9 protein-coding genes and 4 tRNA genes are annotated in these 16,439 nt (G+C 40.7%); 5 read left to right on the top strand and 8 right to left on the bottom strand.

The genetic code is table 11. From position 1 onward, the window contains the following. Window positions 1–26: 26 nt before the first annotated feature. The 8 genes from KMW37_RS09615 to KMW37_RS09580 form a co-directional block, all read right to left on the bottom strand. Complete coding sequence (locus KMW37_RS09615) at window positions 27–1,958, bottom strand: glycoside hydrolase family 97 protein (RefSeq protein WP_215224403.1); 1,932 nt, start codon at window positions 1,956–1,958, stop codon at window positions 27–29. A gap of 23 nt (window positions 1,959–1,981) precedes the next feature. After that, on the bottom strand, window positions 1,982–4,351 hold the full coding sequence (locus KMW37_RS09610) for a glycoside hydrolase family 127 protein (RefSeq protein ID WP_215224402.1): 2,370 nt from the start codon (window positions 4,349–4,351) through the stop codon (window positions 1,982–1,984). Window positions 4,352–4,363: 12 nt separating this feature from the next. Then, on the bottom strand, window positions 4,364–5,836 hold the full coding sequence (locus tag KMW37_RS09605; protein WP_215224401.1) for an arabinan endo-1,5-alpha-L-arabinosidase: 1,473 nt from the start codon (window positions 5,834–5,836) through the stop codon (window positions 4,364–4,366). Between the two features lies 1 nt (window position 5,837). Beyond that, a complete protein-coding gene (locus KMW37_RS09600) occupies window positions 5,838–6,818 on the bottom strand; it encodes an arabinan endo-1,5-alpha-L-arabinosidase (RefSeq protein WP_215224400.1) in 981 nt (326 codons plus the stop codon). Between the two features lie 78 nt (window positions 6,819–6,896). Then, entirely contained in the window at window positions 6,897–7,574 is a 678-nt protein-coding gene (locus tag KMW37_RS09595; RefSeq protein ID WP_215224399.1) for a DUF3823 domain-containing protein, read from the bottom strand. A 12-nt stretch (window positions 7,575–7,586) separates the two neighbouring features. Continuing rightward, window positions 7,587–9,437: a RagB/SusD family nutrient uptake outer membrane protein gene (locus KMW37_RS09590; protein ID WP_215224398.1), complete on the bottom strand. Its 1,851-nt coding sequence runs from the start codon at window positions 9,435–9,437 to the stop codon at window positions 7,587–7,589. Between the two features lie 11 nt (window positions 9,438–9,448). Beyond that, window positions 9,449–12,649, bottom strand: a complete 3,201-nt coding sequence (locus KMW37_RS09585; protein ID WP_215224397.1) for a SusC/RagA family TonB-linked outer membrane protein — start codon at window positions 12,647–12,649, stop codon at window positions 9,449–9,451. A 453-nt stretch (window positions 12,650–13,102) separates the two neighbouring features. Then, complete coding sequence (locus KMW37_RS09580) at window positions 13,103–15,055, bottom strand: M1 family metallopeptidase (protein WP_215224396.1); 1,953 nt, start codon at window positions 15,053–15,055, stop codon at window positions 13,103–13,105. Window positions 15,056–15,331: 276 nt separating this feature from the next. Between KMW37_RS09580 and KMW37_RS09575 the strand changes: the two genes are divergently transcribed. The 5 genes from KMW37_RS09575 (at window position 15,332) to KMW37_RS09555 (ending at window position 16,263) form a co-directional block, all read left to right on the top strand. Then, a tRNA-Val gene (locus tag KMW37_RS09575) sits at window positions 15,332–15,406 on the top strand. A gap of 51 nt (window positions 15,407–15,457) precedes the next feature. Further along, window positions 15,458–15,532, top strand: a tRNA-Val gene (locus KMW37_RS09570). A 183-nt stretch (window positions 15,533–15,715) separates the two neighbouring features. Then, window positions 15,716–15,792, top strand: a tRNA-Val gene (locus KMW37_RS09565). Window positions 15,793–15,882: 90 nt separating this feature from the next. Then, a complete protein-coding gene (locus KMW37_RS09560; RefSeq protein WP_215224395.1) occupies window positions 15,883–16,137 on the top strand; it encodes a GIY-YIG nuclease family protein in 255 nt (84 codons plus the stop codon). Between the two features lie 50 nt (window positions 16,138–16,187). Next, window positions 16,188–16,263: transfer RNA gene (locus KMW37_RS09555), tRNA-OTHER, on the top strand. Window positions 16,264–16,439: the final 176 nt, after the last annotated feature.

Raw genomic sequence — 16,439 nt, 5'->3', positions numbered from 1 at the left:
ATTATTAAGTGTCTAAATTACATTTTTTATTTTAAATGCAAAAGCACAAATCCGCCTAAAGGAGATAAATTAACCATAAGCTCTTCTTTTTCCACTATTTGACTGACATCAAAACTTGAATAATCCGCATTATCCTGAATTAATTGCCAGCTATTACCGCTGCCATATTGGCTCAAATCAAGTTTAATCTCCTGGCTTTGATCTGTCGCATTTATTCCTGCCAAATACCATCCTCCTTCGGACTTTCGGGCCAAAACAATATATTCCCCAGGGAAGCCTGCTATAAATTTGGTATCCTCCCAGGTCCCTGGAAGTCCTCGCAAAAAATCCTTGATTTTTTCAGGCTGTTTGGCCATCCCTTCTGGTGATTCGGCCAGATGCTGAATACCTGATTCATAGATTACAGACAATGCCAGTTCAAACCCCTTGCTGGTCTTACGGTCAATATTGGGGATTTCATCCAAGGACATTGGGGTAAAATCCATTGGGTCAAAAACATTTCTGGTAAACGGCAACATCAAACAGTGCTTGCCCACCCTATCAGCAAAGGCTTGCTCAAAAGTGATCATTTCAAATCCCTTAACTGACTCCATGGTCATCAAGTGAGGATAAGTTCTATGCCAACCTCTTGGTAAAGTCGTCCCATGGAAATTCACCAAAAGACCTACTTCTGCGGCATCTTTTAGAATATCATGGTAATAATTGATCATGGACTGGCCATCACCCCCAAAGAAATCTATCTTCACCCTGGCTACCCCCATATCTTTAATACGTTGAAACTCCTCCATTCTCCCATCATCAGTCAGCAACAAATTTCTGGGGTGATAAGGAGTGGTATTCCAGGAACCAGCCGAATTATACCAAAGATGTACTTTCACACCATTATCCAATCCATAATCTACTAACTCTGCGATTTTTTCATATCCAATAGTTGTATCCCAGTTCACATCGATCAAGCAATGTTCATACTGCATTTCGGCAGCAAAATCAATATGTTTTTTCTGGATATCATAGGTAATGGATTCATCCTTACCCAATGCCCAACTCCATGCTGCTTGGCCCGGTTCTACAAAATCAGAGGACATCCTTACTGCCGGTTTGGCAAGATCGGTCCCCAAAGTGGATTCCACTACAGTTCCCAAACTCCCCACTGCCAATATCCTCCATGGTGATTCCCAAGGCAAAGTACTCGTTGGTTTAGCTGGACCACCCGGAAACACCTCCTCTGGACCAGGAAAGGCAAGATCATATTCTCCATCTGGTGACTCAGCAGCCAATCTACTTGCACAGTAATTGGTCCCGAGTCCTGCTTCAGAAATCAAGACCCAATTATCATTACTCTGAAACAAAGCCGGATAAACCCATCCTGCAGAAATCGGAGAAGGAGTGCCTACAGGTATCCCCATTTGATATTCTTCCTCATAAGAAGGATTACTGGACTCCCAACCTGTATTGACCTCAGCAATTGGCTGCATCCAAGCTTTGGCTACAGCAGGAAAATTATAACTGGTCTTTTCTTCCTCAATAGTAAAAACCTCATCCCCTTCCCCTTCAAACTGATACTGGAAAACCAGACCATCATTGGAAAGTCTAAAAGCCATTTTCATTACTTCTCCATCAGGGTTTTCTAAGGAATAAATACGCTCATTGGCCACATATTCAATCTCCTTTTTCTTACCATGCACCAAGCTATAATTATCCCTTATCTCACCAAGCTCTGAGATGGAAACCAAAGAAAGCCCATTGTAGTAATCAGCCTTGTCCATTATAATTCCCAGTTGGGACCATTCCAGCACCTCTTTACCTTCCTTGCTTAAGTGGTAAAGGGCCTTTCCTTCTTCCACTTTAAAATCCAATTCCAAAGATCCATCTGGGGAATTAAAACTAGTTTCTTTGGGCTGCTGGCAGGCAATAACAATATTGACCAGCAATAGATACATTAAAATGCTGTATTTCATTATATAATATTTAGGGTTCAGTATTATTTTAGTAGGCGGACATAATAAATCTTCTCCGTCGGCCTACCTTCCAAAGCTTGGAATTTGATCACCAGCTTTTCTTCTTTTTGCAAGCCCTCTGGCAACTCATAATCCAAAGCCTGACTGGCTGAGGCTATATTTACCAATTGTTCCTTTTTGAAGAGTTGGTCATTAATATAAATATCAAAAGTATTCCCCTTCACCTCACCTGGAAAGGTAATTCTAAGAGCTTTGGCCTTGAAATCCGAATTCTTTAATTCATAGCTAAACCATGCACTTGTACTCCTCCAAAAATATCCATCATCATTGCCCGATTGTGTTTGCTGTCCCTTGAAGAAATGGTCAGACTCAGGTTGTTGCTCACCAGTGGCCACCTGATCCACCGTCCGTCTCTCTAAAGCCAACATCAACCCATCCTTCTTATTGATCATAGCCTTCACCTCTTCCACTTTCTCCTTTTTGGCTATCGGCCAGTATATCTGATACCTTGATTCATGAATTTCGTAAAAAGGCCTAAGAATGAGCTCCTCTTCTTGCTGAGGGACAAGGTCTCCAAGCATTTTAAAAGTTAATGCCTCATTTGAAACTGGCTCAAGTTCATCCGTTGGGTCATTACTCTCACTGACTAACAAAGGAGTTTCAGCCAATGCCCACATTTTTCCAGAGGCCACATGCCCCATACGACTATCATCTGCAAATAAGCCTGCCATATGGGCTTTCCCTTCCTCTGCCGCCAGCACAATGGGACCATAAACAAAAGCCCCCCAAGCTGAACCGTCAGGTAAAGCCTCCCAGCTCATTTCCATAGGAAGCTTTATGGTAATATGATCACCATCTTTCCATTTTCTCTCCAGTTCAATATAAGAGGAAGGTTGGGCATTGACTTCAATAAGCTTTCCATTAAGCTCAATCTCCAGCGATCCTGCCTTTACCCAAGCAGGGTAGCGAAACTTTAATTTTAATTTTTTCGGTTTATCCAGCTTCAACGTAAATTGGCTTTCCTCCTTCTCGGGGAAAGATGTGCTTTGGGTTAATTCCAATCCTTGTTCTTGCCAATTAAGCTGGGATGGAATAAATAGGTTGATATATAGTTCATCCTTTGTATGGGCATAGATAAATTCTCCATATTTAGCATGATTCTCCAGCCCTGAGCCCACACAGCACCAGAAGCCTTCATGCGGCTGAGAATAAACTCTGTAATGTCCAGGACGCATGGGGGTAAAGTAAACGAAGCCCCCCTTCTCTGGATGCTGGCTAGAAAGAATATGGTTATATAATCCTCGCTCATAAAAATCCACATATTTTGCCGAGGGATTAGAAAGGTACAGCTGCTCACTAAGTCGTAGCATATTATAAGTGTTGCAGGTTTCTGGCCCTTGCTCTGAAGAAACCATAGCTGAAAAATCGTTCGCAGGATGAAAATGCTCTCTTACACTGTTCCCTCCTATTGCTACTGATCTATTTTGGGTCACTGTGTTCCAAAAAAATTCAGCTGCATTTTGCCATTCTGCCAAGTCACCTTCTTGGGCAATCCGCTGAAAACCAACCACTTTTGGGATCTGGGTATTGGCATGCATACCAGTCAATTCATCTTTCCCCTGCTCAAGGGGCTCTAGCAATATTTGGTGGGACATCTTTTTGGCCAATTCCAAATATTTCATATCTCCTGTGATTGCTGCCACATCCGCAAACACCTCATTCATGCCGCCATGCTCACTGATCAGCATTTGTTGAAATTGATCCTGGGAAAGGTCCTTGGTCAAATCATAAAACCAATCACTTAACTCAACCAACATTTCCTTTGCCTGCTGGTTTCCTCCTATCCAATACGCATCCCTAAGGCCTGCATAAATTTTATGGATATTGTACAGTGGAACCCATTTTTGATTAAGGGAAAATCCTCCAGCATCAATATTTCCTTCGCTGATTTCTTTCCACATGGCCATGCCCCCAGGTATTCCGCCCAAATAGCCATTTCCATTTCTATCTTGGGCCAAGGCCAGCTGTTCAACCATATAATCCATTCTACCCTTGATCTCCAGATCACCGGTACTCGCATACATCATGGATAATGCTGAAAGATAATGGCCTCCGATATGCCCATCCAAACCAGTATTTTCCCAGTTCCCATAGCGCTCGGCCTGCCACTCAATCCCTGCTTCCAACATATAAGGAGCTAGTAATCTATCGACATCCATTTCAAGTATATAGGCTTTATCTACCTCTTGGGCATTTAGGAAAGGGCTTGGAAGCAAAGTCACCTGCTCCAAATCAAATAATTCCACAGACCGCGCAGGACTTTGTGCCAGAGAAGATTGAAGAGGCAAGACCAACAAGGCCAATGCTGTTAAATAGGTTATTTTATGATTCATCTGCTATTAATTTTATCTCTTTTTGGCCCAAATGGCCGTTCCTTCATTGTTTAAGCCTGAGTAGATCAGGGTTTCTTTGTGATTTTCCCAGTCATAACCGATTTCGACCTCCACTTTATCCACAAAAGTGCCATTGCCATAATCCAAAAAAAGCCAAGGCTTTTCATAAGTCCATCTATTTGCAGATTGTCCATCGATGGTTCCATCGGCCTTGAGGTTGATCCTGTAAGAAACCTGCTGATCAGGTGAAAATTGTTCTGCTGCAAAGCCAGGCACTACCCTGTATCCCAAAACTATTTGCTCCCACTCTCCAAGAAGTTCTTCCCGTTCAAGAGGACTTTGAACCAGCCCCGCATAGCGTTGAGGTGAGGCTACCGGCCAACCCTCTTTTGTCCAAAACAATTTGCGTACATGAAGGATCATAAAAAACCTATCACTTGTAGGCCTACCCTGATGGGCAATATAATAATTATCCTGCCCCTTAAAAACAGCATTATGGCCTGTACCCTGCCAACCTGCATGCCCTTCAAATTTATAAGGAGCAATGATCATTGGGCCATTATCCAATTCTGTATTGATATCCTGACCATTATAATCCAAAAAAGGTCCTTCGGGATTACTAGATCTAGCCACACGGATATTGTATTTGCTTTCCAGCCAATCATAGGAATGGAATAAATAATAGAAACCTGTTTCCTCATTATAAATGATTTCAGGAGCCTCAATATTCCCATTGATCACCCCAGCAGTAAAACCCCTTTGAGCAACCCTTTTCCCCTTATCACCTCCTTGCTTGCTTAAACCTGTTGTGGGATCCAGTTCCAATACATAAATCCCATCATAGGCTGAACCATAATACATCCAGTGCCTGTTTTGCTGATCCACAATGACAGTCGGGTCAATGGCATTGGTCATTGGGATATTGGGAGCGGAAGTGACTACCAGGCCAGACTGCAACCAAGGTCCTTCGGGAGAAGATGCTGTCAATAAACCAATAGTGCTAAGTTTATGGACTTCTGAGGAAAGGGAATAATAGAGCCTAAATTCATCACCAACCTTAAGGCAGTAGGGTGCCCAAATATTCTCGAAAGGCTCCGTATTTCCAGAGCGTATATAATTGACTGCCTGCATGGGCAATCCATCATAAGCCCAACCAACAAATTCCCATTCAACCAAATCCTTGGACTTTCTCATCTGAATACCTACCCTCAAAAGAGGCTGACCATAGGCCACATCTGTGCTGTAACAATAATACCATTCTCCTACCTTGATGATGGCAGGATCATGAACATTATAAGGCCCCCATTGGGCTGTCTGACTAAACGATGCAATCCCAGCATAGGCATCCTTAATATCTGTCAATTTGAAATCTTCTTCAACTTCAGGAAGCTTTTGGGGAGCTTCAGTATCCTCTGAACAGGATATACTGAAAAGTACCAACATAAAGCTGATTAAAAAGCCATATTTATTTCTTCGCCAATACATATCAATCTATGCCTACGATTGGCCAGCCTGCTTCATCCCAAGTTATTTCTCTTACAAAAAGTAATGGTTTCCCATTTTGCTGAGCATAATAACCATGAAAAATCAAATAATCTTTATTATTAAAAGTATAGGCCGAGTTATGCCCTACCCCATACCAGTCCTCATTACCTTCAAGCACCAAGGTTCCCCCTCCATTATACATGCTTTCTCCTTCCCTATCCAAATAAGGTCCCTGTAGCTCTTCAGATCTTCCCACCACCATTTTATAAGTGGAATCCTCCCCTCTGCAACATAAATCGAAGGATACAAATAAATAATAGTAATTATCCTTTTTGAATATAAAAGGCGCCTCCAAGGCCGCATCTCCTGGATCGCGCTCATCCAGTTCAAAAGATCTTTTCCTTCTGGCAATGGTATACCAATCCTTAGGTCCATTTTTTACGGACAAAAGATCCTCATTTAGCCTAACCAGTTTCAGACCAGACCAAAAAGACCCAAATGTCATCCAATTCCCCCCCTCTTCATCACTGACTATATTGGGATCAATGGCATTCCACATATCCCTGCCAGGAACACTTTCTATGACAATTCCATGGTCCACCCATTCAAAATCAGAAGCATCAGCATCTAGTGTTTTATTGGTGGCCACACCAATTGCAGAAGTATTTTTGGCAAAGGAGGAAATTGAATAATAGAGGTAATATTGGCCATTTTGAAAGGAAATATCTGGTGCCCAAATATGATTTTTGAAATCTGGCACCACTTCCTTTGCCCAAGATGGAGCCTCGGGAAAAACAGGCTCTTCTCGACTCCAATCCTCCTTATCCTTTGATGACCAAACAGCTATTCCCCTTCCTGTGCAGAAAAGATAAAATGTTCCGTTTTCCTGAATCATCACAGGATCATGAACTGAAATGCTTTGCCCTTGAACATTTCTTGTCCATAACAATCCAAGAAGGAAAACAATCAAATACTTATTCATAATACTGGTTTTTATGAAAAATTCAGCCCTTTACAGGGCTGAATTTTTAGCTTCAATAAGTCTTTAATGGGCTCCTGATTAGAGCCCAACATTTTCCACTTGCGAAAAGATCAACTCTTGAACACCCATGGTCTTTGCACCGATGCGAACAAAAATATCTCCGCGGCTAGCTAAAGCTGCAGGTATTTCTACATCTACACTCACGGCAGTACCAGGAGTAATATCCCCTCCTTGAATAATGCTTGCTCCTTCATTTATAATATTATCGGTCAAGGAAGCCTTGCCCATATAAATTCCCACAAACTCAATTGCCCTATCAGTATTGACTCCGTTCAAGGTAAAGTCTACCCTCAAGGTGCTTCCACTTACAGAGTAGCTAGGAGAAGAAATGGTGTAAAAAGGCTCAATCTCTACATCCAAGATTTCATCCCCCCTTACTTGGACATCAATGGAATCTGTCCTATCCAACCAAGGGCCGTTACCTCTGATCAAAGTCATTTTATAATCTCCATCAAACAAAGTGGCAGAAAAAGTTCCGTCTTGTGCCACATAAACCGGTATCTTTTGGAACAAGTCATATCCATGTTGCCACAATTCCAATTGTACTCCTTGACTTCTCAGCCCAATAGGCTCACCTTGGTATACAATTCTTCCGCTTAGGTTTGATTTAGGCTCTTCGAAGTTGTCATAATTACAGCTGATAGCTGCAATGCCCAAGAACAGCAGAAGGCATGATTTAATTATATTGAGTTTCATAATTTCTACAGTTTAATGGAATGGGTTTCTAACTAATTTTGGATTGGCATCGATTAGGTTTTGACCTATTAGGGAATAATAATTGCCCATCTGGAAAAACCTTGGAGCCCTGAAACGGGGTGCCACAGACTTGACAAAGACATATTTTCCATCATTGGCATCTCCTGGTCTTACCACCCTATATGGATATAAGCTGTAAATCATACTCTCAGGATTGGAGTCACTTCCTGACCATTTCTCATGAGCCACTCTCCACCGCTTATAATCCCAAACAATATGATCTTCAAAGGCCAATTCCACTCTTCTCTCATGCCTGATATCTTCAATGGTCAAACTTGAAAGGCTATTGGCTCCAAAACCGGCCCTTTCTCTCAACAAATTGATATAACCTAGGGCTTCTGAAGTTTCACCAAGCTCATATGCCGCCTCTGCTCCATTAAGGTAAATCTCAGCCAACCTGAACCTGATCCACCACACTTCACTTCTAAGACCTCTGGTACTAGCACCAACGGCATTGTCAATGTACTTTCTTAGGTAAAAGCCAGTATTGGTAACTTCCTGAATAGAACGGTGAGGACCACCAGCAGCTGTCAAAATTCCACCGTCATCATATTCAGTACCTAGGCCATTAGATTCTACCAAATCATAATCTGATCCATTCCAAACAGCCACACCGGCCTGCATAAATACTTCCTGTCCTCTAAAAGTAGCCCCTGGATAGATCACTGTTCCGTATAATCTAGCGTCTTTATTAGCAAAGATGTCCTCTACATTGTCATAATAGATATAATCTGAACCATCAGCAGTTCTGGTCTTTAATGCTCCAGATGTACCATCCAAATATTGGAAATCCTCTACTAGGTTTAAACCAGGAGCCAGAGCCGAAGAACCAAGGTTATCTTCCCTTACAGGTCTTGCAATATTATCATAAGTAAACCAGTGCCTTTTATCAGCCGAAGAAAGAAAATCCTGTGCCCAAATCACCTCCGGATTACCAGCCTTAGAAACTATGGCTTCATAGAAGTTCTCTCCCAAATCTGGATTGCTATTGTAAAGGGCATATCCACCCTCTTGGATAATTGTTCTTGAAGCTTCTAAGGAAGTGGTGAAATAGGCATTTGCTCTACCCGCATCAATTCCTACTTCTCCTCCTGGTAAAGTAATCGGAGCGGACATTTCGGCATTATATTTCGCCAATGAACCTGCATAAAGCGCAGCCCTACTGATCACTGCTAATGCAGTAAACCTATTGGCCCTGGTATTGCTGCCATCATTTCCAATTGTTGGTAGGATATCCTGTAATTCACTGATTACAAAATCATATACCTCTGCTTCTGTATTTCTTGGATATTGAAGGTAAGAAGGGTCTCCGCTGAAATCGTAAATCAACTGTTCCGTAATAATCGGAACTCCACCCATTCTTTTTACATGGTCGAAATAAACATAAGCCCTGATAAACCTAAGCTCAGAAATAAATTGGGTTTTCTGATCTTCAGCCAGCTCGGACAAATTCTGCAGTTTATCAATCGCCAAATTGATATCCCTGATAAATCCATAATCCCACAAGCCCCATCTGCCAAAATCATAGGTAAAAAGGTTGTTCAACCAATCATTACCAGAATAACCTGACCACATAGCCTCATCATAGGCAGCAAAATCGACCCAGCCTGCAGTGGTAGTAGTATGTGCTGGCAATCTATCGTAGTAGTTGGACAAAACGCCAGTGATCAATTTTGGATCATTCCATACTTGATCATCCAAAAGGATATTAGGCGGCTCACGATCTAACCAGTCAGATTCACAGGAGGAGAAGGCCAAACTAAACAGCACAGCCCACATTATATTAAATTTTAATAGTTTCATTATTTCGGGGTTTAAAAGGTTAGGCTAAATCCAAAATTGAATAATCGCTGCTGAGGATATACCAGTCCATTAGGAGAACCGATTTCAGGATCCACGCCAAATTCTTTCGTATTGTCAATTGAGAACAGATTGGTACCATTGGCATATACCCTAACTGCACTCAAGCCAATTTTTTCCAGGGTCTCTTTTGGAATCCTGTACCCTATCTCTAGGTTTCTTAACCTCAAGTATTTCACATTGGTCAACCAGAAAGTATTATGTCTGTAAAGGTGATCAGCACCGAACCTTCTTATAGCGGGATAAGTCCCCGGCACCCATTCACTGTCTGCATTGTACAAATCTGCTTTATGCCATCTGTCTTCAAACATAAAGTCAGGAGAGGTCCCATTGTTCTGGAATGGATATCTTAATTCCCAGTTTCTGGTAAAGGTCTGCATGGAAGCTCCAGCAAAGCTGAAATACAGTTCAAAGCCTTTGTAGCTGGCAGATCCATTCAATCCAAAACTCACATAAGGATTAGACCCTTCTGCATAACCAATAGGTCTTTCATCCATCCCATTGATCAAACCATCTCCATTGACATCCTTATAAATAAAGTCACCAGGTAATACTGTTCTATTCCCCCTACCATCAATATCTACAGGGTAATTCTCTATTTGTTCTTCATTTTCAAATCTTCCTTCTACTTGATAACCCCAGTTGATATTGGCCCATCTTCCTTCCTGGTCAGTTCTGTATTCATTCCAAGAATTTCCAAAACGCGGCTTATATCGCTCGATGATTTTAAGTCTGGAAATTGTACCGTTGGCACTTAGAGAGAAGTCCACTCCTCCGGCTTTTCCTGTATAGGTAACAATACCTTCCACTCCTCTGTGAGCATCTGATTCAAGGTTTTCTGAAGGAAGGGTATACCCCACTTCCGCAGGCAACAAAACGTCATACCTACCTGCAGGCAAGCCAGTTCTTTTTCTTTCGAAAACATCCCCTTGCACAAACAACCTATTATTGAATAGATAGGCATCCAAGCCAATATTGAAGTTGGTATTGGTAATCCAGGAAAGGTTGGTTATAGGCAATCCCCTTGGGTCCACACCTGGCACAAATGATCCATCCAAAATAGCACTACCTCCAGCAGTTGGGATGAAATTATACCCAGCATAATAACTAAATGGAGCTACGATGAAATTATTACTGCCGATAAACCTATCATTACCTGTTTGCCCATAAGAAACCCTAAATTTCAAATCACTTAGCACATTTCCTTTAATATCGTCCATAAACGACTCGTCAGAAATTTTCCAACCTGCCGAAACACCTGGAAAAAATCCAAAGCGGCTACCCTCAGCAAAAAGAAAAGATCCATCATACCTGCCCAACAGCTCTAGCAAATATTTTTCTTTGTAGTTATAATTGACCTTGGCCAAATAACCTTCCCTTGCTTCTTGGTAGATTTCATCAACCAATAAATCCTGATCTGCAAAAGACATCAATGGTATATAATTATTCGGCGGAACAGTATGAACGACCATATAGTGAGACTGTTGGTCCCAGCGCTCATATCCTGCTATGGCTGCTAAATTATGGTCCCCAAAGTTCTTCGCATAATTGATTTGGAACTGCCCCACCCTGTCCACAGTGTTTCTCTTTCTTCTCTCTCTCCAAGGGTTTTGGTTACCCAACTCCGGTCTGGTGTTATAGGTATCAGTATCCTCATCATAGATATAAGCATCATAGGTATACTCAAAACCATCAAAATCAAGCGTGGTATAGTTATAGGAATAAGTCCCCTTAAAGGACAAACCAAAATCAGTTTCATACTGAGCATAAAAATTACCCTTTATCGCTCTCCAAACCTCATCCACATAACCAGTAACTTCCTTGGTATAGGTCGCTGGATTTACATTGATATTATGCACTTCACCATTGACATAATTAGGATTATCATTGGCATATGGCCTTTCAGTTGGCCACATGGTGAAAATACTCAGGAAAGGATTGAAATAATCATCCAAGCCTGGCACACCCACTTGTTCACGATTTTCCAACCTACCGCTAAGCTGGGTACCTACTGTCAAACCATCTGCCAAGGTCATATCAATATTTGACTGGAAATTGGTACGCTGGAACAGGTAATCATCAATCAGTGCATCCTGATTCAAATGGGAAAGAGAGAAATAATATTTTGTATTTTCTGAACCTCCAGCAGCACTACCATTAAGGGAATACTGGGGAACATTGGGCTTCATGATGAAGTCATAATAATCAAAGCTTCTATAGCCTTTTTCTGTACCTTCCTGCCACTTGGCCAATTCCTCAGGACTGATACTTGGAGTGCCTCCAAGATTTACTTCAGACTCAGCATCAGCTCTTAGGAATTGATAAGCATTGGCAGGCTGTGGATACCTGGTGAAATTCTGCAATCCATAATATCCAGAAAGACTGATTTCTGCAGGCTGGTTGGCTTTACCTTTTTTGGTGGTCACTAATACCACACCATTGGCTGCCCGCATTCCATAAATGGCCGCAGAAGCATCCTTCAATACGGTTATACTTTCAATATCACTTTGCCCCAGGTTATTGAACTGACCTGCATCAGATGGAATTCCGTCAATTACAAAAAGAGGCTGCCCCATATTCCTGATCTGAATATTGGCACTGGCACCAGGACGAGCATCCCCTTGTCGGGCCGTCACTCCTTGGATTTTTCCTACCAAAGCTTCAGAAGTAGTTACTGAAGGGGTTTTGATCAAATCATCAGATTTCACTTCACCTACAGCACCTGTTATGGTCCCTTTTTTCTGGACACCATAACCTACTACAATCACTTCTCCTAAGTCACTAAGACTTTCTTCTAGGACAATATTAATATTGCTTTGGTTACCTACTTTTATCTCTTTGGGAGTATAGCCCAAATAGGAAAAAACCAAAATACTTTCACTGGAAGGAACTTCTAGATTGAATTTTCCATCTAAATCTGTGGCCACTCCCATGGCTGTTCCCTTTACAATCACTGATACACCTGGAATAGGCTCTCCATCTTCACCCACCACTGTACCTGAAACAGTTACTTCGGCACTTTGAGGAATAGCTATTGCTGATTTTAAATGGGGATCAGCGACAGGCGTCGCTTGGAGGTTTGGAAATTGATGGGCGGATAGTAAGCCCATCAAAACAAACACAGTGAATTTTCTGTGTAAATGTTCAAATTTCATACTAAGGGGGTTTATTGATAATTATTATTGAATGAATAAAATCACCCACCTGCTCAGGGCAGGTACCGATCGCATGGATCATATCTGATCTCTAGGTGGCCTGGCCAAAACCACCTATTTTATAAAAGTGTATTTTTTACACCTATTTATATTTTCGAATATAAATCAAAAGTTTACTTCAAAGCAAATTTTAAATGTATTTTTTACACTATTGTATTTTTACAAGCCTCTCACTACACTGGTTTTTCAGAATAAAAAAGACTGAAAAATTGAATTAACAAAAACCTAACCTTGAAAAACTTATCAAAACAACCAAAAACCTGTATTTTATTTCGACTCCATCAAATCATAAAAAATCCTGAACCTTGTTTCTGAAAACAAAAAAAGGGGATAGAATAAAATTCTACCCCCTTGATCAATTAGGCTGTCCTAATTGACAATTACTTATTTTATCTATTTCTCATAGATATTGGCCGGCCATTTATCATTGGAAATATTGACATCTGGTAATACCTTATCAGGGTCAATCTCCATGCTTTCCACCTCTTTTTCTGATTTATAAAGATGATTCCACTTATCACCACGTTGCCATATTTCGACAGGAAGCGTAATTCTTTCACTTGAACCATCTTTGAAAGTTACCTCGATCAATACCGGTAATGGAACACTGCCCCTGTTAGAAAGAGCAATTACATAATTTCCAGCATATGGATACACACCATCCAAAGCAAGATCAACATTGGCATTCCCATAGAACCAGCTCTTCCAGAACCAGTTTAGGTTTTCACCAGCTACATTTTCAATATGATTGAAGAAATCTGTTGGCTGAGGATGTTTGAAAGCCCATGTTTTGATATACGACCTGAAGGCATTATCAAACCTTTCATGACCCAAGATATACTCTCTCAACATGATCAAGCCAATACCAGGCTTCATATAAGCGGTCATTCCCAAGTTATTGGTATCAACCACATCCGGATAAGTATCGATACCCTCCCTAGTCTCACGGTTAAACCAAGTAACGTATTTTCTAGTTTGGTTCAAATCAGAACCATATTCTCCATCATTGAAGGCCAAAGAGCTGTAATGGTTAATAAAGGTATTGAATCCTTCGTCCATCCATGGGTAAAGACGCTCGTTAGACCCAACGATCATAGGAAACCAGTTATGCCCAAATTCATGGTCAGTCACACCCCAAAGTCCTTCACCTTTACTTTCAAAGCTACAGAAATTCAAACCAGGGTATTCCATACCTCCAATATCCGCAGCCACATTGGTCGCAGACTCATAAGGAAATTCAAACCACATTGAAGAATAATGCTCAATCGATGCTTTACTATACTCTGTTGATCTAGTCCAAGCTTCTTGCCCATCACTTTCTTTTGGATATACAGATTGGGCAACAATGGTCTTTCCACTAGGAAGATCTATTTTGGCCGCATCCCAGATAAATGCTTTAGATGAAGCAAATGCCGCATCCCTAGTATTTTCAATCTTAAACTTCCAAGTCAAAGTACCCTCTTGTTTTAAACGAGTACTAGCATCGGTTACCTCTTCAGGGCGCAAAATATAAACTGAAGTATCGCTCTTCATAGCCTGATCCATTCTCTTAAGCATTTCCTTGGACATCACCTCAGAAGGATTCAACAGCTTACCAGAACCTACAACAATATGATCAGCAGGGGCAGTAACAGCATATTCTATATCCCCATACTCCAAGTAGAACTCACCCGCACCTAAATAAGGTTCTACATTCCAACCTTTAACATCGTCAAAAACTGAAAGTCTAGGGTACCATTGTGCCAAGGCGTAAATGGTACCATCTTCTACGTCCAGTCTTCCCATTCTATCCATTCCTTTTACTGGAATTTTATAGCTAAAATCCATGGAAACAGTAGCTTCACCACCGTTTGCCGGAATTGGTTCCGCAAAGAACACCTGCATACGGGTATCATTTACCAAATACTTATTTGAAGCATCCCCCCTTTTACCTACTGTTGCTCGCACATTGGAAAGATCGTAACCTCCATCAACATCACCGTTATAGCGGTTCCCTTGAATAGGTGTGGTCAATGTACCTCTTGAATCCTCGGTGAACCTATTTTGTTCTAATTGTAACCAAACAAAATCGAGTGCTTCTGGGCTATTGTTAGTATAATGGATGCTAATGGAACCAGTAATGGTATGCTCCTTATCATCTAGACTAACATTAATTTTGTAATCTGCTGCATTTTGCCAGTAATTAGGCCCAGGTTTTCCTGAAGCGGAACGATATATATTGCCCTTGCGGTACATAAAATCATTAAAATCCCCTTGGTTATTTTCTTCCACTTCTTGAGCGTGGAGTTCCTGCACTAAAAAGAAGGCAAGAAACAGCATTAAAAATTTCTCTAAAGTATATTTCATAAATCGTGTTATTAATATGATTTTGGCAAATTTACATAAAGATTGATGAAGTGGAAATCCTTTTATTTTAATGGTCAAATCATCCTGTGTTTTTTCACACATTTTAACACTTCTCTTAATGGAGACTTATTAGGAGAAGATATTTTCAATTATTTTTTATTATTCATTATCAACCACTTAATAAACCATTCAATATTTTTTTAAATATATTATTTGCACCTATCAATTTTACAACTACCTTTGCAATCCAATTACACGATAAAAGATCGTCAAAAAGGGAATTTAGCTCAGTTGGTTCAGAGCATCTGCCTTACAAGCAGAGGGTCGGGGGTTCGAATCCCTCAATTCCCACAAAGATTTTTGAGCGTATTTTCAAAAATCACAGTGGTTTAAAAATTTCTTGGGAATTTAGCTCAGTTGGTTCAGAGCATCTGCCTTACAAGCAGAGGGTCGGGGGTTCGAATCCCTCAATTCCCACGTATTAAAGCTAATCCTAATTAGGGTTAGCTTTTTTTTTGTTTTAGAGGAAATCAATCAAGGAAAATCGGATCAAGCAATCTAAGCACAAATACTCTTTTACTCCTACACTCAGGATAAATCAAGCTCCTAAAAACTTTTTTTTTGAGTACTACAAAAATCTCAGTGGCTTAAAAATTTCCTAGGAATTTAGCTCAGTTGGCTCAAAGCACCCCGACAAACAGTCGGGAGAATCGGGGGCTCGAATCCCTCAACTCCTACGTATTTACTAAAGCTAGCCCTAACAAAGATTAGCTTTTTTTTTGTTTTACGAAGATTATTTTAATTTCAGGCTAAACCTTTTTTTAACTATGGCCTATTTATACATTCTTTTCTCCAAGTCTGCAGACAAATTCTACATCGGACACACAGAATCATCCCTGCTCGAAAGACTCAAGAAACACAATTCAAACCATAAAGGATTTACTGGAAAACATAGCGATTGGAACGTCATTTACTACGAACAACATACCTCCAAAAAAGAAGCTTATGCAAGAGAACGAGAGATTAAGTCTTGGAAAAGTAGAAAAAGAATAATTCAACTTATCGAAAAAGAACCTAATTAAATCTAGAACGCTTCTTAATATATAAAATACTTTGGTTTAAAAACTTCTTAGGAATTTAAACCAGTTGACTCAGAGCATCCCGACAAACAGTCGGGAGAATCGGGGGTTCGAATCCCTCAATTCCCACGTATTTAAAGCTAATCCTAATAAGGGTTAGCTTTTTTGTTTTTGTTTTAAAGAGAATCCTATATTTAAGTACAGATATACACAAATCTGATCATCACCCCACTTTAAATCTATGCCCATCCTTTTTATCTGTGGTTTACCACAATTTTAAGGCAGCGGAAAGACAAAACTTATAA

Origin of the sequence: Echinicola shivajiensis, assembly GCF_018642165.1 — a bacterium.
Classification (GTDB): Bacteria; Bacteroidota; Bacteroidia; order Cytophagales; family Cyclobacteriaceae; genus Echinicola; species Echinicola shivajiensis.
This window is presented reverse-complemented; position numbering and strand designations above follow the sequence as displayed.